This window comes from Nocardia coffeae (assembly GCF_019890715.1).
Classification (GTDB): domain Bacteria; phylum Actinomycetota; class Actinomycetes; order Mycobacteriales; family Mycobacteriaceae; genus Nocardia; species Nocardia jiangxiensis.
Window position 1 is genome coordinate 599,062 of sequence record NZ_JAINZY010000001.1, and the last position, 21,671, is coordinate 620,732.

Consider the following 21,671-nt stretch of genomic DNA (forward strand, 5'->3'; position numbering starts at 1 on the left):
CCTCAGCCCTGTCCGTGCCGCATCCGGAAGACGGCCTTGGCCAGGCGCAGATTTCGCGGATGCCGGTCGAACGTGGTCAGGTCGACCATGCCGCGATAACGCTTCTGCGCGATGGACAGGGTGCGGCTGAATTCGCGCAGTCCCGCCTCGCCGTGCGTGTGCCCCTGGCCGTATTCGCCGACGCCGCCGAAGGGCATGGCCGGGATTCCGGAATAGGCCATCGATGAATTGATCGTCACCACACCGGTTCTGATGCGTTCGGCGAATTCGGGCACCATCCGCACGTCGCGGGTGAACACCGCGACCGCCAGGCCGTGTTCGGCGGCGTTGATGCGCTCCACGGCCTCGTCCATACTCGCCACCGGATTCACGATCAGCACCGGTCCCGCGGCCTCCCCGGTGATCGCCTGGGAGTCCTCGGGCACGCCGGCCAGCACGATCGGCTCGACGTAGGGTTCGCGGATCGAGTCCAGACCGCCGACCACCAGCCGCCCGCCCTGCGCGACCGCATCCTTGACCTGCCGCCGCACCACTTCCACCTGCGACTCGAGGATCATCGGGCCGTAGGAGGCGCGACGGTCGCCACCGGGGCGGAGCTTTCCCGCACGCGCGGCGACCCGCTCCAGAAACGGCTCGTACACCGATTCGGCGACATAGGCGCGCTGGATTCCGGCCGGACTCTGCCCGGCGTTGGACATCGCGCCGAAGACCGCGGCATCGGCGGCGTCGTCGAGTTTCGCGTCGACCTGAACGACCATGGCGCCCTTGCCGAAACGTTCCACGACCACCGGTGTCATCGTCTGCGCGCACAGCGAGATCACCTCGCGCGCACCGGCATCCGAACCCGCGTAGGCGATCTTGTCCACTCGCGCGCGGCACAGCGCGGCGCCGGTCGAACTGTCCCCGGTGACCACCTGCAACACAGGCTGATTCGGCGCGAGCCGGGCCCAGCTCTCGGCCAGCCACACCCCGACGCCCGGGGTGAGTTCGCTGGGTTTGAAGATCACGGCGTTACCGGCGGCCATGGCGTAGGCGATCGAACCCATCGGCGTGTAGACCGGGTTGTTCCACGGGCCCAGCACGCCCACCACGCCGAGCGGAAGAAAGCCGACCGAGGCGCGTTCGTTGCGGGTGAACCAGCTCCCGCCCAGTCGCCGACGCCCCAGGGCCCGTTCGGCATTGCGCGCGGCCCAGTCCAGATTCTCCACCGCCTGCATCACCTCGATGGCCGCATCGGCCTCGGGTTTACCGGTTTCGGCGCAGATGAGATCCACCAACTCGCCCGCGCGCCGGACGATGATCCGCTTCCAGTCCAGTAACCAGCGTTTGCGCCCGGCGAATCCGATTGTCGCCCACCATTTCTCGGAGGACCGCGCGGCACGGACCGCGCGCGTCAGATCGACCTGGCCCATCACCGCGTAATCACCGACGGATTCGCCGGTGCGCGGGTCGAAGGACGTCAGGACTCGGGAGCGGGCCGCGAGCCCGCTGTGCACACCTCGGGCAGACTCTGCCATCGGTCAACCTCTCGCCGACGTGAGCCCGCGGCAACCGGACGTCCCGCTCGCCGGACGAGGCTGCCGCAGACAAGTGAGTGTCCGTCTCTTCCCCTCGCCGTCAGCGTATGGGCGGCCGGGCCCATGCGACAAGGTTTCGTCGCACGCGCCGTACCGCCCGGTTCGTCCCTGTACCAGCAACAACTTCGAGGCCGTACCGGTCGGTTTCCTGAATTGTGAGTAACGCCACAGTTAATGACACAATCAATTCCAACACCCCGAACAACGCTGACACCTGATATGCGGCGAGCCACACCCCGAGGGTCGCCCGAGTTCCACCCACCCGAGACAACGCCGACACCAAGGTTCGCGGCCCGTCTCGCTGGTCGGACGCGTGGCGGGTGCGAGGAACGAGTGCCCGACACGGGGCCGAGCGGTGAGACTCCAGGGGCCGCGAACCTGCCGTAGCGAAGCGGAGGCCATAGGACCAGTAACATCGCCCGCGGTGGAAGGGATCACCAAACCGGACGTACCAACAGGCGATCCGGACAATCCGATTGCCGCCCCCGGCCATAGTGGAGAGTCGATGCCGAGCTTGGACAACGCAGAGTCGCCGCCCGAAACCGCGGTGCTGGTCGCCGACGTGCGCAAGTCCTTCGGAGATGTCCACGCGCTGCAGGGCGTCAGCTTCACCGCCGCCCGCGGCTCGGTCCTGGGCATCCTGGGACCCAACGGCGCGGGGAAGACCACCACGGTCAAGATCCTGTCCACGCTGCTGCGCCCGGATTCGGGCACGGCCCGGGTCGCCGGGCACGACGTGCTGAGCGATCCGGCCGGTGTGCGGCGATCGATCATGATGACCGGCCAGTACGCCGCGTTGGACGAGAATCTGTCCGGCCGGGAGAACCTGGAGTTGTTCGGGCGGCTCATGGGGTTGAGCAAGAAGGCCGCCCGCGACCGCGCCGACACGTTGCTCGAGGAGTTCGACCTGGTCGGAGCGGGCAAGCGCGCGGTGCGCGGCTATTCCGGCGGTATGCGCCGACGCGTCGACATCGCGTGCGGGCTGGTCGTGCGGCCCGAGGTGGTGTTCCTCGACGAGCCCACCACCGGTCTGGATCCGCGCAGCCGCCAGGGCGTCTGGGATCTGGTCATCGCGCTGAAGAACCAGGGCATCACGGTGTTGCTGACCACGCAGTACCTCGAGGAGGCGGACGTGCTCAGCGACAACATCATCGTGATCGATCGGGGCACCGTGATCGCCGAGGGCACCGCCGACGAACTCAAGGAGAAGACCGGCGGCAGCTACTGCGAGGTCGTGCCGCTGGATCCCACACGGGTGTCGATGGCCATCGAGGCGCTGGGCGATCTGGTCCCCGAGTCGATCGCGAAGGAATTCGCCGATCAGTCCGTCGGCGTCGACCGGATCTCGATCCCCGCGCCCGAGGGCGCGACCACCCTGTCCGAAGCGCTGCGGCGGCTGGACGCGGGCGGGGTGGAGCTGGCCGATATCGGGCTGCGGCGGCCCTCCCTGGACGATGTGTTCCTGTCCATCACCGGCCATACGGGCGGGCACGAGTGACACAGCAGCTCACCGAGTCCGATGGTGGTCTTTTCGCCGGGGTGACCCGGGTGCGCCCCTCCGGATTCGCGCAGTGGCGGGCCTTGACCGGGCGGATCGTGCGGACCATGGCCACCAAGGGCGAACTGATCGTCGCGGTGATCACGCCGCTGGTGTTCACGCTCGGGTTCTATCTGCCGCTGCGGTGGGTGATGCGGGTGCGCGGCATCGATTACGGGCAGTTCGTGATGCCGATCATCGTGCTGCAGACCATGTCGTTCACGATGATGTCCAATGCGCAGATCGCGGCATTCGAAACGGCCAGCGGCCTGAATACCCGCATGCAGACCATGCCGGTCGGCCGCATGGTCCCGTTGCTGTCGCGGCTGTCGGCGGGACTGGTGCGTTCGGTGATCTCGCTGCTCGCCGCGCTGGTGTTCGGGTACGCGATCGGATTCCGGTTGCATTCGGGCCTCTGGCAGTCGGTCCTGTTCTGCGCGTTCTCACTCGGCGTGGGCACGGTGCTGGCCATCGGGGCCGACGCGCTGGGTTGTCTGACCAAGAGCCCGGAATCGCTGAGCCAGGCGCTGACGCTGCCCACGTTGATCTTCGGCATGCTCTCCTGCGGATTCGTCCCGGAGACGGGCTTTCCGACGTGGATTCGGCCGTTCGTGCGTAATCAGCCGATTTCGCAATTCTCCTTCGCCATGCGGGATATGGCCGCGAGCGGAGTGAGCTGGCATGTGCTGTGGGTGCCGCTGGTGTGGTTGGGCGGGCTCGCGGTCTGCTTCGTGCCGCTGGCGATCTGGGCGAGTATGAGGCGGGCATGAACGGGTCAGGGCCGAAGGCGGCAGCGGAGCGTAACCACGTAGGCCCCCGCTCATGCCCCATGGACACGGAATGAGCGTTGTTGTGATGGAGTCCGCACAGACCTCCAGCGGGCAGGCGCCGCTGCCGGTCGTGCCACCGCAATCCGAGCGCGCGTTCGGGGCGTGGGTGCGGCACAGCCTGATTCAGTGCAAACGGCTATTGCTGGTATGGCTGCGCGATCCGGCGACGACCATCCAGACTCTGATCTATCCCGCGCTGACGCTGCTGATGCTGCGCGTCGTGCTGGGCGATTCGATCACCGCGGCCACCGATATGCCCAGCGAGTACGGGACCGTGCCGATGATCACGCTGGTCGCGGCGATGTCGGGTGCGGTGGTCAGTGCGCTGGGGTTCAAGAACGAGCAGTACACCGGGCTGCTGGGCCGGCTGTGGACGATGCCGGTGCACCGGGCGGCCGGACTCACCGGACGTCTGCTGGCCGAGGCGATCCGGGTGCTCATCACCACGTTGTTCGTGATCGTGGTCGGGTTCTGCATCGGTTTCCGGTTCTGGAACGGCCCGCTGGCCGCGCTGGCGATGATCGCCATCCCGGTCCTGTTCGGCGTGGCGTTCGCGGTGCTGGTGACCGCGCTGGCCACGGTGTCGGGCGGAGTGATGCTGGTGAACATCGTCGCGATCGTCAACACCCTGCTGATGTTCTTCAACTCCGGATTCGTGCCCACCACGGTCTACCCCACCTGGATGCAGTCGACGGTGGCGAATCAGCCGATGAGTACCGCCATCGACGCGATGCGCGGCCTGGCCTGGGACGGCGCGGTCACCGTGCCGCTGCTCAAAACGCTCGCCTGGACGCTCGGCGCGATCGTCGTGTTCGCCTACCCGGCCATTCGGGGGTACCGCCGGGCTGCGGAGTCCAGCGGCTGACCGTGCCGTCCGGGAGTCAGTGCCGAATCAGCTCGGAGACGGTGACGAACCGGTAGCCGCGGCCGCGCAGTTCACCGACGATCCGGGGAATCGCGGCCAGTGACGACGCGCCCGACGGATACATCGCATGCAGCAGGATGATCGATCCGGGACGGACCTTCGACACCGTTTCCGTGACGATCTCGTCGGTGGTCGGATGTTTGCCGGAATCGGGTTCGACATCCCAGGTCACGGTGGTCCGGTTGTGCCGCGACAGGTACAGCGGCAGCGCGAACAGCTTCTTGCCGTTGGGTGGGCGGAAGGTGATCGGGCCCGGGTAGCCGATCTTCCGGATCTGCGCGTCGGTGCGCTCGACCTCGGCACGCGCGGTCTCGGGCGTGATGAGCACCATCCGCTGATGGTGATAGGTGTGGTTGCCGATTTCGTGGCCTGCGCGGGCGATCGCGGCAGCCCGGTCGGGGTGTGCGGCGATCTGGTCGCCGATCAGGTAGAAGGTGGCATGGATGCCCGCGGCGCAGAGCGTTGCGAGGATCTCGGAGGTGCGATCGGACGGCCCGTCGTCGAGGGTCAGCGCGACCACCTTGTCGGCGGTATCCACCCGATGCACCAGCCGTCCGGCCACCTGGTACGTGCGGGAGTTCATCAGCACGTACAGGCCGGTACCAGCGGCCAACAGCACGACCAACACGAGTGCGCCGGTGAGCAGGAGCTTGCGTCGCATCCGCGGGATACGGACAGCCGGGCTCAAGCTCCCCCGCCGGTGACGGTGAGGTAGATCAGGAACAGGTTGAGGGCGGTGATCAGGACCGCGATGAGCCAGGCCACCGCGGTGGTCGCGCGGTGGTTGACGTCGACGCCCATCAGTGTGCGGTTCGCGGTCAGGCGCACCAGTGGGATGAGTGCGAACGGTATGCCGAACGAGAGCACCACCTGCGAGACGATCAGCGCGCGCGTCGGATCGACTCCGGCGGCGAGGATGATCAGCGCGGGCACGAGGGTGACCGTGCGCCGCGCCGGCAGCGAGACGCGGCGGCGCAGCAGTCCGTCCATGATCATCGCGCCCGCGTAGGCGCCGACCGAGGTCGAGGCCAGGCCCGAGGCGAGCAGGCCGACCGCGAGCAGCAGCGCCGCGAACGCGCCCAGCGAGTGATGGACCGCGTGATACGCGTCCTGGATGGTCGAGACCTCGGCATGTCCGGCGAAGGTGTGCGCGGCCATCAGCAGCATGGCCAGATTCACCACACCCGCGATCAGCATCGCGATGCCGACGTCCCACCGGTTGGCGCGCAGCAGCCGGGTGCGAGCCGGACCGGGCTCGCTGTGGCCGTGCCGATCACGCGACATCCCCGAATGCAGGTAGATCACGTGCGGCATGACCGTCGCGCCGATCATCGCCGCGGCCAGCAGCACACTGTTGGTGTCCTGGAAGCGCGGCACCAGACCGCCGGCGGTCTGCGCGACCGACGGCGGCGAGATCACCAGACTCGCCACGAATCCGATCGAGATGATCGCCAGCAACCCGACGATCACCCGTTCGAACCGCTGCTGCCCGTGCCGGTTCTGCACCGTCAGCAGCAGCATCGAGACCACACCGGTGATCACCCCGCCCAGCAGCAGCGGCAGCCCGAACAGCAGTTGCAGCGCGATCGCGCCGCCCACCACCTCGGCGAGATCGGTTGCCATCGCGGCCAATTCGGCCTGCGCCCAATAGCCGAGCCTGCTCCGCGGCCCGGCGGCCGCACGCACCAGTTCCGGCAGCGAGCGTCCGGTGACCACGCCGAGCTTCGCCGAGAGATATTGCACGAGCGCGGCCATCAGGTTGGCCAGTACGACCACCCACACCAGCAGGTATCCGTACTGCGCGCCCGCGCTGACGTTGGCGGCCACATTCCCGGGATCCACATAGGCGATCGCCGCGACGAACGCGGGCCCGAGCAGCATCGACGCCGACCGGGCCCGCCGGAACGCGGCAGCCGGGGCGGCGATCGCGAGGCTCATCCACCCAGTTTACGGGTACCCGAACTTTTCTCCATAGGGGAGCCGAAAATGTGACGATCCGGACTGCTACACCCCGAGGCCCTTGGCCAGCACCGGCCAGGAGCTCAGGAAATCGTCATGCCAGTAACCCCAGGAATGCGTGCCGGAGTTGCGAAAGTTGTAGGTCGCCGGGATGTGCAGGGAGTTCAGCTTGTTCTGCAGATTGTGCGAGCAGTAGTTGACCCCGGCCTCGATGACGCCGCCGATCAGCAACTGGTTGGCCAGGCCGTACGCGCCGGGCAGGGCGTACTTGTTGTTCATCGTGTCGTAGACGCCCGGCAGGCCGTTCCCGGAGGAGATGTAGAGGTTCATCCCGCGCAACTTGTCCGCGTGCACATACGGATCGTTCTCGGCCCAGGCCGGCGCACCGTCGGGGCCGTACATGTTCAGCACATCGCCACCGCCCCAGACGTTCACGGTGAGCTTGACGAACTCCCGGCCGACCGGATCGGCGGTCTGCGCGCACCCGGAGTAGGCGGCGACGGACTTGTACAGGCCCGGCTTGGCGATCGCCAGATTCAGCACGCTGGTACCCGAAGTGGACAGGCCCGCAATGGCATTCACGCCATTGGTGCCCAGCGCCGCGTTGATCAGCGGCGGCAGCTCCTGGGTGAAGAAGGTCTTCCACTTGTTGCGGCCCAATACCGGATCGTCCTTGATCCAGTCGGTGTAATAGCTCCACTTACCGCCGATGGGCTGGACCACGTTGACGTTCTTGTCGTTCAGGAAGCCCTTGACGATATCGGTCTTCTTCACCCACGACGCGTCGTCCTCACCGCCGCCCGCACCGTTGAGCAGGTACAGCGTCGGACGCGCCTTGGACGCGTCGGCGGGACGCTGCACGTCCACCGGATAGGTCTCGTCCATCGCCGCCGAGTACACGTACAGGCGGATGTTGCGGTTGTCGGTATAAGTAGCCCGGGTGATGTGCGAACCGTCGGGCGCCTTCGGATCGGCCAGCAGGGCCTTGGACGCGATGATCGGATCGTCGGCCGAGGCGGTCGTCGCGCCGACCCCGGTCAGAACTCCGGCGAGAACTCCCGTGGCCGCCAGGACGGCGGCGGCTCGCAGGCCACGCCGGACGTGTCGACGAATCACTTGTGCACACCTTCACTATCGGTTCGAATTTCCAGCAGTCCGGTCGGAACCGGTGCGCCGACTCCCCCGCGGGCCGTGCGACATCCCGCCCGACGATACGTCACCAGCGGCCGCTGCATCATCCCGGATCGCCACTGTCCGAAGAGATTTCAGCCCCGCGGCACGTCCGGTCGAGGTTGCGGAACATTATCGGCCCACCCCGGCATCGCTCGGCGCGGGCTCGATGTGCAGGTCCAGATCAGCGATCAGAGTGTGCGGCGCTGCCGCGATCTGCCGGATCACCGATGCCAGCCCGTAGGACAGGACATTCGCTACAGATTCGCTGACCTCTTCGGTCAGATAGCGCAGCGACAACCGGATCGGCCCGTTCAGCATCACGGCCACTGCGGCCCGATCGGCGAACGCGGGCGCAGAATCGACACCGGCGATGCGGATGCCGTCGATGATTCCGGACAGTTCGGCGAGGTCGGCGGCGTCGTCACGGAACATCACCACCGAATCCAGCAGCCGATCCACTCCGAGGGACCGGGCCATATCGGCCTGACTCGGGCAGTAGTGCCCGGGGCGGGCCGACCATTCCGACCGGATCCGCAGCAGCAGTTCCTCCAGGGATTCGTCCGGCTCCGGGCGCACCCGCACCGGGACGATGCCGCCGAACCGGCCCACCAGCGTGTCGATGTGCGGCACCTGCGGGGAACGTCCGGGGGCGGCGACGCCGAACACCACGTCGTCGCGATCGGCGAATCGCCCGAGCAGCAGACCCCAGGCCGCCTGCACCACCATCTGCACCGTCACGCCCAGACGAGTGGCCAGACCGCTGAGTTCCACGGCGTCGGCGGGCAGCAACTCCACGCTGACTTCCGCAGTGGCCGAGGAGGTTTCGCGACCGCCGCCGCCGTGCCCGAGTAGCGCCGGGCTGTGGTATCCGGACAACGCGTCGCGCCAGACCGCTCGCGCCGCGGCGCCGTTCTGCTCGGCCAGCCACATCGGGTAGGCGCGATACGGATGGACCGCGGGCAGTTGCCGCGAGCGCGGACCGCGCGCGTAGACGGTCAGCAGATCGCGCATGACCAGCCGCAACGATCGATCGTCGAGCAGCAGCGGATGCGCGGTGAGCAGGATCCGATGCGAGCCGCTCGCCGATTTCAGCAGTGCGATACGGATCAGCGGCGCGTACTGCGGATCGAACGGCGCGAGTCGATCCGAGGCCTGATAGCGCTCGACCTCCACCCGCGCATCGGCCGCCGCCAGATCGGTGAAATCGACGGTGCGCCAAGAGATGTCGACGGGATTCGAAATCACCTGGACCGCGCCGTACGACCGGTCGCCGAAGGCCACGCGCAACCCGTCGTGCCGGTCGAGTACGGCCTGCGCGGACAGGCGCAGTCGCCGGTCGTCGAGCGGGCCACTCAGGTCCACGGCGAATTGCGCGGCGCCGGTGGTGTGCGCGGTCGCGAGCAGGCCTATCTGCCCGGGTGCGACCGGCCAGATCTCGGCGAGATCCGGGTTGTCGTGGCGGAGCCGGTCGATATCGTCCTGGGTCAGCGGCACCATCGGGAAGTCCGATGGGGTGAAACCGCCTGCCTCCGGCCGGGTTCCGTGCTCGGCCAGGCCGCCCAGCGACCGAACCCAGTGTCCGGCCAGCTCTTTGACCTCGTCCGCCTCCAGAACCGCTGACGCGTAATCGAATCGGGCCCGGAAGCCCTCCGCGGTCGCGTCCACGGTGATGTCGAGGAACAGATCAGCGGCCGGAGTGTCCGGGTAGGGGCGTGCGGGGCGCAGGTCGCGATAGCGGAATGCCGTGCGGCCGTGGGCAAGTGCGGACATCTCCGGCGAGGTGTCCGGATCCAGGTAACGCAGCCGGCCGTACTGTGCACCGCCCGCGGGCACCGCGCGACGCTGCTCCTTCACCCGGGAGATGGCCGCACCGGCCGCGGCTCCGCCGCTCAGGGCCTCGTCCGGGTCGATGCCGTCGACGTTCGGCACCAGCGGATAGGTCGCGGTGAAACCGCCCACCGCACCGGCGGATTCACCTCCTCCGAACGCTCTGCCGTCCACGGTCAGCTGCACCACCGGGCCGAGGATCTCGGCCGCGCGGGTATCGGGCACCATGGCCAGTGCGAGCGCCGCGAGCAGAACGTCCTCGACGTCCGTGTGATACGAGGCCGCCACTGATGCCACCGCCGCCGCGCCCTCCGCGGTGATCACCAGCGACACCCGGCCGCGAGCGGTGAGATCCACACCGTCCAAGGCACTTTCGGCAGGCAGGTCGGCCAGTGCGCGCCGCCACCAGGACACCTCGTGACGCACCGAATCGTCGGCCGCGCGCCGGGCGAGCGCCTGCGCGACCGCGTCGGGCGCGGCCTGCGCGGAGTCGCCGAGCACGGTGTGGCCGCCCGACCATGCCTGGGACAGTTCCTCGATGATGATCCGCCACGAGGCGTCGTCCACGACCAGGCCGTTGGCCGCCACCACGAGGGTGCGCGAATCATCTTGCGGTTCAGCGGATTCCGGCGGGTCGATCAGGCCGAAACCGATATTGCGGCCCTGGCCGGGATCCAGTTCCACGGCCAGCGTGCGCACCGCCATCTCCGCGACGCCCTCCGAGTGGACGAACCGGCGGGGTGAGATGTCGGGAGGCGTCTGCGCGAGTACCAGCCGAGCCTCGCGGGCCGACCCCGCGAAAACGGGCGACCACGCGCGCAACGGGTCGTCGCCGGCCCGGCCCGGCACCGCGAGACGGGCCGACAGCAGCGGATGCCGCTCCAGGACCGCCCGTACGGCGGCGCGAATGTTCTCGGTGGGCACCCCGGCCGGAATGTCCAGGGCGATGGCGCGGCTCTCCCGGCCGGACGGGTCGATCTCCAGCAGCCGGACCGCTCGCGGTGGCAGCGGGAGCGAACCGTGGTCGTCCGGTTCGGTTTCGAGGGTCGATGGCATCGACTCGGCGACCGCATCCGGTTCGGCGGGCTCGGCCGCACGCGCGCCACGGCGCGGGAGGGCGGGCGCAGGGGTGTCGCGGTTCGGGAGCGCTCGCCGGGGCGAGGTGCGCGCCGGCGCGGACAAGGCTGTGGCGCTGTCGAATTCCTCCGGCGGCGGGGCGCTCGCGCGGGCCTCGGCGATGATTCGTTCCGCGGGGGTCATCGGGCGATCGGCCGCTGCGGGGTGTTCCGCGTACTCGGACTGCTCCGGCTGGTCCGGGTACTCGCGATATTCGGAGTATTCGGACTGTTCGGAGTATTCGGCCTCCTGCGAGTACCCGCCCTCTTGCGAGTATCCGGCCTGTTCCGAATGCTCAGCTTCCTCCGAGTACCCGGCCTGTTCCGAATACCCGGCTTCCTGCGAGTACGCGGCATGGTCCGCATACCCGGCCTCCTGCGAGTATGCGGCCTGCGCCGAATATCCGGTGTGTTCGAATTGCTCCGGCCGGTCGGCGTACTCGGCGTGTTCGGTGTATCCGGGCCGGCCCAGCTGTTCAGGCAACCCGTGGTACTCAGCCTGTTCCGCGTACGCCGTCTGCTCCGAGTACTCCTGTGCCGGGTACTGCGCCTCTTCCGCATACCCACCCTGCGCGGAATAGTCGTCCTGCTCGGAATATCCGGCCTGTTCGGCGTGCCACGACTCGTCGGCCGACGACGGATCCTCGGCGACGGCATACCCGTCCGCCGCCGAATACTCTTCTGCCACGGCACGATCGGTGACCACGACCTCGACACCGTCCAGGGATGCCGGGTCCACCGTGCGCAGTGCCGCTTCGGGCAGGAACGCGTGCGTCACCCGTTCGGAGCGGATCAGCCGCGCCAACTCCGGGCCGCCGCCGATGGTCGCGGGGGCCACGACCAGCGCCGCGGCCGCACCGAGGGCCAGGACCAGTTCGAGCACGGCCTCGTCCGAGGACGGCGCGGCCAAGGCCAGCACGCGTGAATCACGGTGCAGCCGATAGTGACTCGCCTGTTCGGCCAGATCGGCCAGATCCTCGTGGGCCACCACGATGCCCTGGCTGTGATCGATGTCGGCCGAGCCGTACAGCACGTACGCACCGTCGTCCGGCAGCAGGGCGGTGATCCGCTCGGCATCCGAAATTGGCTCGCCCGCTTGTGAATCCACCTCCGCGGCGAAGTTCGGGTGGTCCAGAACCAGCCATTCGCCGTCGATCTGCGGCAGGCCCGCGATGGCAGCGCGAACCGTCACGCCCAGGATCGCACCGGAATCCGACACCAGATCGGTGATCCGGTCACCGGGCAGACTCGGCTCGACGGGCACCACCGCGGCGCCGGTCTTGGCGACCGACCACAGGGTCACCAGCGCCTCCAGCGAGCGCGGAATCGCCACGGCCACCGGCTTCTCCGGTCCCGCACCGAGCTGGACCAAGCGTCTGGCCAGCTTGGACGATGCGCGATCGAGCTGGAGGTAGGTGAAACTGCGACCCCGGAACACCACCGCCGGACCGTTCGGATTGGTGGCCACGGCGGAGGTCATGAGTTCCGGGATGGTGCGCGGCCGGGCGGCCTGCTCACCCAGCTGAACCGGCGTGCCCAGCGCGACCGACCAGAATTCCCACACCGCCAGATCGGCTGTCGCAGCCGTCGCCAGGAGCGCGCGGCCGTCGGCATTCAATCCGAATTCGGTTGTGCTGCCAGTCAATTGGCCAACGGCACCGGCGTGCGAGACGACCACCCGCTCGGCCCCGGCGGACTGGATGATCCATGCCGGATGTGCGGCGCGCAGTGGTTCGATCCGTTCCGCATCCGCGAGCCGGTGAGTCGGAATGCCCTCCAGATTCAGTCGGTCGATCCGCACGACCATCGGCTGCCCACCCGTGGCGGGCCGGTGCGCGGGCGTGCGTCCGATCGGGGTGAGCAGTTCGGTCGGCGCGTCGAAACTCCCGTCCCCGCCGGAACGATTCGACGCCACGAAGGGATACTCCGCATCGGCCAACACACAGACCGGCCCCGCTCCCGCGAGGATCTCGCGGTTGCGTTCCACCGCCCCCTCCGGATCGATGGGCAGCGCCGCACCCCCGGCCTTCGCGACCGCGTACACGGCCACACCGAGATCCACCGAACGCCGAACGGCCAGCGCCACAACCGATCCGCGCCCGACCCCGAGCGAAATCAGATACCGCGCCAGCCGGTTGGCCCAGGCATCCAACTGTCCGAGCGTGAACTCCGTTGCCCCGCTTCCGCTCTCCGCGGCAGAGGCGATGATTCCCACGCCCTCGGGCCCGGCTTCGGCCGCCTCCTCCAGCAGCGAGACCAGGGTCGGCCCATCATCGGAACCCGCATCCTCGGCAGCCTCGGAATCACTACGCCACCCGGCATCCACGCTCCCGTGATCGGCCGAAGCCGCGTAGGCATCACTCCCGTATCCGGAGTCCCAACGCCCGCCGGCGGAATCGTCGCCGTGGAATTCATCCACAGGTCGGCTCACGGAATCCAGGGGGGCGGATCCCGCCTGGTCCGCAAGCTCGGTCTCCTCGGCCGACACCGGTGCCCGCCGCAGACTGTGCAGCCCGAACACCGAGCCTCTGGCCACCTTGGTGTCACTCCGATCGTTGTCAGAATCACCGGTCTCGACCGCGTCCGCCACGAATCCCCGCGGACGTTCCGGCGCGTCGGCTCCCGCGGAATCCCAGGCTCGATCGTCCGAGTCCTCGGCCTTCTCCGGTGCGGAGCCGGCCCCGCGACGCCGAGCCAACGGCGGCAACGCGGAAATCGCGTCGACGGACTCGGCATCCCGGCCCGCTCGCCCGGCAACCTCGCCACTGTCCTCGCCGACAACACCAGCGGGCGACTGCCATTCACCGGCCGCACGCGAACCCTCGGCGTCCTCTGCGCCCGCGCCGGACCGCCGACGCCGAGCTTGCGATTCACCAGCCGCACGCCACTCGTCGGATACCTCCGCTGCGGTGCCAGCCCCGCGACGCCGAGCCAACGGCGGCAGCGAGGCGATCGAATCGGCTGACTCGACATCCCGATGAGCCCGCCCGGAATCCTGAGCGGCTGTGTCGAAGTCGTCGGCTGCTGATGCATCGGGAGTTGCGCCGAGTACGACCGGGTGGTCGGCGTCCGCCGGTTGCGGAGCCGAGACCGTCAGGGCAGCAGCAGTTTCCGAGCTGTGTGCTGTCACGTCGTCGGAGCGGGTGGATAGTTCGGGGGTGCCGATGCCGATGGCGCCCAGGGGTTGGGCGGGATCGCTGACCAGGGTGGTCAGGAGGTCGGCCAGACCGGTGGTCAGGTCTTCGGCCGCAGTGCGGTCGAAAATGTCTGTGGCGTAAGCGATTCGGCCGTCGATACCGGACGGGTTGCCGTCGGAGTCGTAGGTTTCGGTGACGGTCAGGCTCAGGTCTACCGGTGCGACCTCCAGCTCGGTGTCGATGTCCTCGACCGTCAGACCGGGTAGATCCATCGTGATACGCGCAGGGGTCTGCACCGACACGCCCACCTGGAACAGGGGGTTGTGGGCGGTGGACCGGCCGAGACCGAGCGCCTCCACCAGGCTCGCGAACGGCAGGTCCGCATGCGCGAACGCCTGCTCGCGGCTGTCTCGCTGGCGAATCAGCAAGTCGCTGAACGACTCCGCGGGATCCAGACGGGTGCGCAGCACAACCGTATTGACGAATGTGCCGATCAGATCCTCGAACTCGCCCGCGGCGCGCCCCGGGACCGGAGTGCCGATCGCGATGTCGTCACCGTTCGACAGACGGGCCAGGAAGGCCGCGACGGCGGCCTGCAGGACGGTGGACAGGGTCGTCGCATGGGTGTGCGCGAGTTCCAGCAGGGCGGTGTGTGTGGCGGCATCGATATGGACGCCGGTCCACGCCCCGGCCATCGATGCCACCGCCGGACGGGGTCGACCGCCGGGCAGATCGAGCACCTCGGGCAGCCCTGCGAGTTCACCGCGCCAGTAGGCGATCTGCTGGGCGGCAACCGATTCCGGATCCGATTCCGCGCCGAGCATGGTGCGCTGCCAGCGAACGTAATCCGCGTACTGCGCCGACAGTGACGCCCACCGCGGCGAATGGTTCGCGGTCCGCGCCGCGTAGGCCACCATCAGATCGCCGACGATCGGGCCCAGCGCGGAGTTGTCCGCCGCAATACGGTGCACGACCACGGCGAGCACATATTCCCGGCGCGAACCCGGTGCCAGATCGGAGATTTCGAACAGCTGCACCCGCAGCGGCAGTTCGGTGGACACGTCGAACGGCGCGGCCGCAAGCTCCCGCACCGCCGCCTCGACCTCGGCCGCACCGATCCGTTGCGCCATCAGCGCAGGGCGCGGCGCGGCGGGCAGCACCCGCTGCACAGCACCCGAATCCGCTTCCGCCGCAGCCGGATATACCGTGCGCAGCACCTCGTGCCGGGCGATCACGTCGTCCAGCGCCACACCCAGCGATTCGACATCCAGACTGCCGGTCAGCCGCAGAGCGAACGGCAGGTGGTGAGCCGCCGGAACAGGCCCTCCCGCATCGTGTTCCGCCTGATTGAGCGCCCACAACCACTCCTGCGCGGGCGACAGCGGCACCGGTTCGACATCCGCCGCGGCAGCGACGTCCGCAGCCTCGTCCGATTCCGGGCCCTGCGGCACCGACCGGCGGGGCAGCAGCATCGTTCGAGGCTCCGCCTGAGATTCTTTGTCCGACACCCACTCCGGCGCGGACTCCGTCTCGTTGCCGGACCGCCGCAGCGGAAGACTCGGCAGCTCCGGTGACTGCGCGGGCTGCTCCGCACCGGACTCCGACGACGACTCTCCTGCCTCCGAACGCAATCCGCGATCGAACCCCGCCCGCAGCGAGGACAGCCCGGACTGCGGTTTCGGCGAATCCGGCTCCGCGTCCGCCGTCGACTCTTCGGACGCCCATTCCTGGTCGCCCGGGTCGGACTCGGTCGGATCGTCATCGGCCGCATCGGACTCCGGCGACGACACCACCCGCGGCAGCCATCCGGCCTCCCGACGCGAGGTCCTGCCGGACCCCGAAGGTGCCGAGTCGGACTCCGGCTGACCGTCATCCGCGGCGCCGGACTCCGAGGAGGAGACCACCCGCGGCGACCACCCGGCCGCACGACGCGGCAACATACCGGACTCCACTCGCGAGGACGACTCGGACTCCGCCCGATCATCACTCGCCGCACCGGCCTCGTCCGAGGGCACCACTCGTGGCGACCACCCGGCCTGCGACCTCGACCCGGGAACACCACCGGATCCCAGAGCGGAGGTTCCCGAACCATCCGGCGCGGAGTCGAAACTCCCTTGCGGTGCAGCCTGATTCGAATCAGATGCCGCAGCGGCTCCGGACAAGGCGGTATCCGACGCGCCGGCCTCGGCCCGGCGGCGAGCCGCATCCCGCGAGCGTCGCGGAAGTTGCGTGCGGGGCTCGGATTCCGTCGAGTCCGGTCCCGCCGACGCGTCGGGATCCGACAACGGACCGAGCTTCCACTGCTTGGACAACCACCCCGATTCCGTCGCAGAATCGGGCTCGTTGCGCACCGGCGACTCGTTCTGCACCGGGGATGCCGAAACGGGATCGGCCGTGCGTGGCGGCTCGACGGTATCGACGCGCACGACCTTCAGCGAGGACGACGTCTCGACACCGAGCGAGGGATCCGGCAGCGCGCGGCGGTCGAGTTTGCCCGCGGCCGTGCGCGGCAGCGCGTCCATGGGGACGACGACGTCCGGAATGAACTCCTCCGGAAGGACTTCCGCCAGCGAGGCCGCCACCCGCTCGGTGACGATCCGCTTCTCCGCGCGCGGCGCGACGTAGGCGACGAGCCGACCGTCCCGCGCCACCACCACCGCATCCCCGACCGAGGACTGCGCGAGCAGCGCGACTTCGATCTCGCCGGGTTCGATCCGCCGACCCCGAATGTTGATCTGAAAATCGGTGCGGCCCAGGTAATCCAGCCGCGCGGGCAGTTCACCCGAACCCTCGCGCCACACGACCAGATCGCCGGTGCGGTACATCCGGCCACCGGCATCCTGGCCCGAGAACGGATCGGCCACGAACCGATCCGCGGTCAGATCGGGCCGGTTCGCGTAGCCGCGGGCCAGCGCCGCGCCCGCCAGATACAGCTCACCCGGAACACCCACCGGCACCGGACGCAACCGGTCGTCCAGCACGTAGACGCGAGTGTTCCACTGCGGCAACCCGATCGGCACATTTGCCCCGTCCGCGCTCCCGGCGGGCCAGTAGGTCACCGAAACCGCGGCCTCGGTCGGGCCGTACAGGTTGTGCACGCGCGCATCGCTGATCCGCTGGAACGCCGTGACGGTCCACGCGGGCAGCACCTCGCCGATCACGAAGATCTCCCGCAACGTCGGGCAGATCCCGGGCGCGGTGCGATCCACGAATGCCGCCAGCTGTGCGGGTACGAAGTCGGTCACCGTGACACCGTGCGCGATAATGGATTCCGCGAGGTACAGCGGATCCGTGCGCCCTGCGGCGGCCAACCGCAACCGCGCCCCGGCCCGCAGCGGCAGGAAGTATCCCCACAGCGAGGCATCGTAGGTCGGCGGGGTCTTCTGCAGGTACACATCGTCGCTCGCCAGCGGATAGGCCGCGAGCATCCAGGCGAGCTGGTGGTCGATGGCCGCATGCGAGACCATCACGCCCTTGGGACGCCCGGTCGACCCCGAGGTGAAGATGACATACGCCGGATGGCCGGGACGCAGCGGACGCGACAACTCCTCGGGCCGGACCGGACTCGGGTCGAATCCGCTCAGGTCCATGGTGTCCAACCGCAGGACCTGCGTATCGGGCGGCACCGGAACCGAATCCGCGACGGTGCTGACCACGCAGACCGGGCGCACCGTGTCGAGGATGTACCCGATCCGCTCGGCCGGATGATCCGGATCCACCGGCACGTAGGCGCCACCGGCGGTGACGATCGCATACATGCCGATCAGCAGATCCAGCGATGGCGAAATCGCCAGGACCACCATGGTCTCCGGCCCGACGCCACGCGAGATCAGCAGGCGCGCGAGCTGATTCACCCGGGCATCGAATTCGGTGTAGGTCAGTTCGAGCTCGGCACTGGACACCGCGATCGCGTCCGGATGCTCCCGCACCGCACGCCGGTAGCCGTCCAGCAGCAGTCCGGGCTCGACGGAGTACCGAGTGTTGTTCCAGTCGCCGAGGATTCGCATCCGCTCGTCGGGCTGCAACAACTCCACGTCCCCGACCGGACGGCGCGGATCGGCCGTGACGGCCTCGAACAACAGGACGAGACGTTCGGCGAATCCGGCGACGGTGATCTCGTCGAACAGGTCGGTGGCATAGGTGAATGTGGCCGACAACCCGTCGGCTTCGCCGTCCCGCATCCGCGGGAACACGTTCAGCCGCAGGTCGAACTCCGCGAGGCCGCTGTCGAATTCGACTGCGGTAGCGGACAATCCGGGCAGGTTTACCTGGGAGACGTCCTGCTCGCGGACCGTCAGCGCGATCCGCAACCACGACGGATACGCCTGCGCGGACTCGCCCAGCGCCTCGGTCAGGAGCCCGAACGGCAGCTCGGCATGCTCGGAGGCGACCAGGTCGTCGTCGGTCACCGTCACCAGCAGGTCGGCGAAGGACGCGGTCGGGTCGAGCTGGGTACGCATGATCAGCGGATTCTCGAAAAGCCCGATGGCACTGCCGAGTTCACGTGCCCTGCGGCCCGAAGCCGCTGTGCACACGACGACGTCGCCCGCACCCGACAGCCGTGCGATCAGGGCCGCGAATCCCGTATGCAGCGCGGTGAACAGCGTGCCGCCCGCGGTGCGGGCGAGTTCCAGGAGTCGGGCGTGCACCTCGCGATCCACCGTGAAGGCGTATGCCGCACCGCGTCCCGACGGCACCGCGGGCCGCGGCCGGTCCGCCGGTAGGTTCGGGCCTTCCCTGAGTCCCGCCAAAGCCGTTCGCCAGTAATCGATCTCCCGCGCAGCCATCGAATCCGGTTGCGCCGCATCGCCGAGCACCGACCGCTGCCACAGCGCATAGTCGGCATACTGCACGGGCAGCGGCGCCCACGACGGTTTGGCCCGATTGCGCCGCCCCAGCAGGGCCACCGCGAGATCGCGCAGGAACGGCGTCACACTGGCCTCGTCCGCGGCGATGCGATGCGCCACGACGACGACCACGTGATCGTCCTCGCTGATCTGGGCGATGCCGATCCGAACCGGAATCTCGGTGGTCACATCGAACGCTATCCGCGCGTATTCGCCGAGCCAGTCCTCGATCTCGGATTCTTCCAGCGGCTCGGGCGCCAGATCCGCGAGCACCCGATCCAGCGGCAGCACGACCTGATATCCGCCGCCGTCCGACACCGGATACGCGGTCCGCAGCATCTCGTGCCGCTCGATGACGTCGACCACAGCGACCTGCAGCGCCTCCACCCGGATCCGCGCGCTGATCCGCACGGCGAAGCACACGTTGTGCGCCACCGTCTGCGGATCCGATCGGTTGATCGCCCACATCCGCTGCTGTGCCGCCGACAACGGCACCCCCGGCAACTCCGTGTCCTCGAACTCCACCAGCGTCGAAGGCCGCGGCATCGCCGTCAGCGGAATCGCCTCGGCACCGGTTTCAGCCTCCGGCCCCGGCTCGGCGGCCGTGTCGCCGCCGCCCTCGGTCAGCACGTCCCGATCCGGCTCCGCACGCACACCGTCGGTCTCCGACGGCCGCTCGCCGCCCGCATCGGCAGTCCCCGCCGATTCCCTCTCACCGACAACATCGTTCGCATCGAACGACCGATCTGCCCCCGGCGGCACACCGAATGGAGCCTCAGCGGAAATCACTTCCAGCGCAGCGTCTTCCGCACCCGGATCGACATCCGCCCGACGCGTATCCGATTCCGCCGCACCCACCGGATCATTCGAAGCCGACCGTCCACTCACCGGCGGCACACCCGATGTGACATCGGCGGGAACCGCAGCGGCGCTCCCCGCTGTCCGCTCCCACTCGTCGTGCGCAGCCTCCCCGGGCAGTGGATCGAACCCACTCCCCGACGCACCGGTCGCAATCGAGTCCGCGCGTTCGCCGCCCGAACCATCCGCCGGACCCGAACCCGAAGCCCTTCCGCCGGACGAATCCCGCACGGCGAGCGGACGATCGATCCCGATCGAGGGCACACCGGCCGAATCCGTCTCCGCAACAACCTGTTCGCCCCGGGCCGGGTCACCGATCCGCGAGTCCGGCCCCCACCCGGCAGCCGAATCCTCCGACGTCCGACCGATCGTCGGCAGAGCGGAGCGCACCTCGACGGAATCCGTGCCGGAGACATCCGCGTCCGGCTGGGCCGCATCCCCGGCACCCGCATCGGCCGCACCCTCGACCGACGACCGATCGAGTCGATCCCGCACACCGGGCATGACCCCGGCGGTCACCACCGGGGCAGCAGGGCCGACGTACTCGACAGCGCCATCGGCCGAACGACGCACCAGATCCCCGGTGCGGAACAGTCGCGAATCGGCGGCGGAGAGCCCGACGCCGTCGGGTCCGCCGAGGAACGGATTCGCCACGAAATGCGCCGCGGTCTGCGCCGGCCGCCGCAGATATCCGCGCGCCAGCTGCGCACCGGCGACGTACAGCTCGCCGGTTTTCCCGTCGGGAACCGGCGAAAGCCGTTCATCCAGCACATATTCGGTGACGCCAGGATTCGGCGCACCGATTCCGGACGCCTCGGCGGGCGAATCCGGCGCACCGACATTGGTCAGCACCGTGGTCTCCGCGGACCCGTATCCGTGCAGGAAACGACGCACCGCGGCCCCGAACGGACCCGCACCGATCGGCCGCGTCCACTCGTCCACCAGCTCGGGCGGATACGACCGGCCCGCGCAGATCACCACGCGCAATTCGTCCAGTCCGGCCGGATCCAACGATTCCAGCACCTCGGACGGCAGATACGCGTGCGTGACGTCCTCGCGCAGCAGCAGCGGAGCCAGTTCGTCGCCGCCGCGCACGGTCGGCGCGGCCACCACCATCGTTGCCGCCCCGCCCACGGCGAGCAGCAGTTCCAGCACCGACGCGTCGTCCGAGGGGGCCGCGAACGCCAACGTCCGCGAATCGCCGTCGGCCTGATACCGCGCCCGCTGCGCATCGGACAGCACCGACAGTCCGGCCTGGGTGACCACGACGCCGTGCGGTGCGCCGATCGCGTCGACGGTGTACACCACGTAGGCCGGGTGTTCGGCGCGCAGCGGGCGCAGCCGGTCGGCATAGGTGACCGGGTCGGCGGCGAATTCCTCCAGCTCCACGGCGATTCCGGCGGTATCGACGGCCAGCCAGGGCGTCGTGCCGGGCAGTGCCGGACGGTTCGACGCGACGGTCAGTCCCAGCACCACCCCGGAATCCACGACGATGTGCGCGATGCGCTGGGCTGGATCGTCCGGATCCACCGGCACGAATCCCGCACCTGCCTTGGCGACCGCCCACAGCGCGATCACCGCTTCGAGTGAACGCGGAAAAGCCACGGCCACCAGGTCTTCCGGGCCGATTCCGCGGGCGATCAGCAGGCGCGCCAGACGCGTGGACCGCTCGTCCAGCTCGGCATAGGTCAGCTCCGCGAGGGTGCTCGTCGCATCCGCCAGGACGATCGCGATGCCGTCCGGATCGGCCTCGACCGCGGTCGACATCAACTGGGGCAGGGTGATCACGCGGGTCCGGCGGCTCCGGGACGGCCGCTGGCGGGTCGGCCGGCTCATGCTGGGAACCCTTGCCGGGTCACGTTGCGCCGTCCGAACACCCGAAGCAC

At 68.9% G+C, this 21,671-nt stretch carries 8 protein-coding genes; 3 read left to right on the forward strand and 5 right to left on the reverse strand.

The window, feature by feature from the left end:
* Positions 1 to 2 precede the first annotated feature (2 nt).
* Positions 3 to 1,517 (reverse strand): aldehyde dehydrogenase family protein, encoded by a 1,515-nt coding sequence (locus K7711_RS02485; protein ID WP_222964450.1) that lies wholly within the window; start codon positions 1,515 to 1,517, stop codon positions 3 to 5.
* Between the two features lie 565 nt (positions 1,518 to 2,082).
* On the opposite strand from K7711_RS02485, the gene K7711_RS02490 reads away from it, so the two are divergent.
* The 3 genes from K7711_RS02490 to K7711_RS02500 all read left to right on the forward strand — a co-directional run bounded on the left by K7711_RS02490 (position 2,083) and on the right by K7711_RS02500 (position 4,809).
* A complete protein-coding gene (locus K7711_RS02490; protein ID WP_222964452.1) occupies positions 2,083 to 3,075 on the forward strand; it encodes an ATP-binding cassette domain-containing protein in 993 nt (330 codons plus the stop codon).
* Positions 3,072 to 3,884 (forward strand): ABC transporter permease, encoded by an 813-nt coding sequence (locus K7711_RS02495; RefSeq protein ID WP_308014418.1) that lies wholly within the window; start codon positions 3,072 to 3,074, stop codon positions 3,882 to 3,884. The genes K7711_RS02490 and K7711_RS02495 overlap by 4 nt, the downstream gene beginning before the upstream one ends.
* 85 nt (positions 3,885 to 3,969) lie before the next feature.
* On the forward strand, positions 3,970 to 4,809 hold the full coding sequence (locus tag K7711_RS02500; RefSeq protein WP_443678086.1) for an ABC transporter permease: 840 nt from the start codon (positions 3,970 to 3,972) through the stop codon (positions 4,807 to 4,809).
* A gap of 16 nt (positions 4,810 to 4,825) precedes the next feature.
* Here the strand turns inward: K7711_RS02500 and K7711_RS02505 are convergent, their stop codons facing one another.
* The 4 genes from K7711_RS02505 to K7711_RS47285 all read right to left on the reverse strand — a co-directional run bounded on the left by K7711_RS02505 (position 4,826) and on the right by K7711_RS47285 (position 21,621).
* The gene (locus K7711_RS02505; RefSeq protein WP_222964456.1) at positions 4,826 to 5,530 is read right to left on the reverse strand and encodes a polysaccharide deacetylase family protein; all 705 of its coding nucleotides are present in this window, start codon (positions 5,528 to 5,530) and stop codon (positions 4,826 to 4,828) included.
* 23 nt (positions 5,531 to 5,553) lie between these two features.
* Complete coding sequence (locus K7711_RS02510) at positions 5,554 to 6,807, reverse strand: Nramp family divalent metal transporter (RefSeq protein ID WP_222964458.1); 1,254 nt, start codon at positions 6,805 to 6,807, stop codon at positions 5,554 to 5,556.
* Positions 6,808 to 6,873: 66 nt separating this feature from the next.
* Entirely contained in the window at positions 6,874 to 7,869 is a 996-nt protein-coding gene (locus K7711_RS02515; RefSeq protein ID WP_222966577.1) for an alpha/beta hydrolase, read from the reverse strand.
* A 261-nt stretch (positions 7,870 to 8,130) separates the two neighbouring features.
* Positions 8,131 to 21,621: an amino acid adenylation domain-containing protein gene (locus K7711_RS47285; protein ID WP_235746524.1), complete on the reverse strand. Its 13,491-nt coding sequence runs from the start codon at positions 21,619 to 21,621 to the stop codon at positions 8,131 to 8,133.
* Positions 21,622 to 21,671 lie beyond the last annotated feature (50 nt).

Coding starts and splice junctions, on each gene's coding strand:
- K7711_RS47285 (WP_235746524.1), bottom strand. CDS start 21,621: ATGAGCCGGCCGACCCGCCAGCGGCCGTCCCGGAGCCGCCGGACCCGC.
- K7711_RS02500 (WP_443678086.1), top strand. CDS start 3,970: ATGGAGTCCGCACAGACCTCCAGCGGGCAGGCGCCGCTGCCGGTCGTG.
- K7711_RS02490 (WP_222964452.1), top strand. CDS start 2,083: ATGCCGAGCTTGGACAACGCAGAGTCGCCGCCCGAAACCGCGGTGCTG.
- K7711_RS02485 (WP_222964450.1), bottom strand. CDS start 1,517: ATGGCAGAGTCTGCCCGAGGTGTGCACAGCGGGCTCGCGGCCCGCTCC.
- K7711_RS02505 (WP_222964456.1), bottom strand. CDS start 5,530: ATGCGACGCAAGCTCCTGCTCACCGGCGCACTCGTGTTGGTCGTGCTG.
- K7711_RS02510 (WP_222964458.1), bottom strand. CDS start 6,807: ATGAGCCTCGCGATCGCCGCCCCGGCTGCCGCGTTCCGGCGGGCCCGG.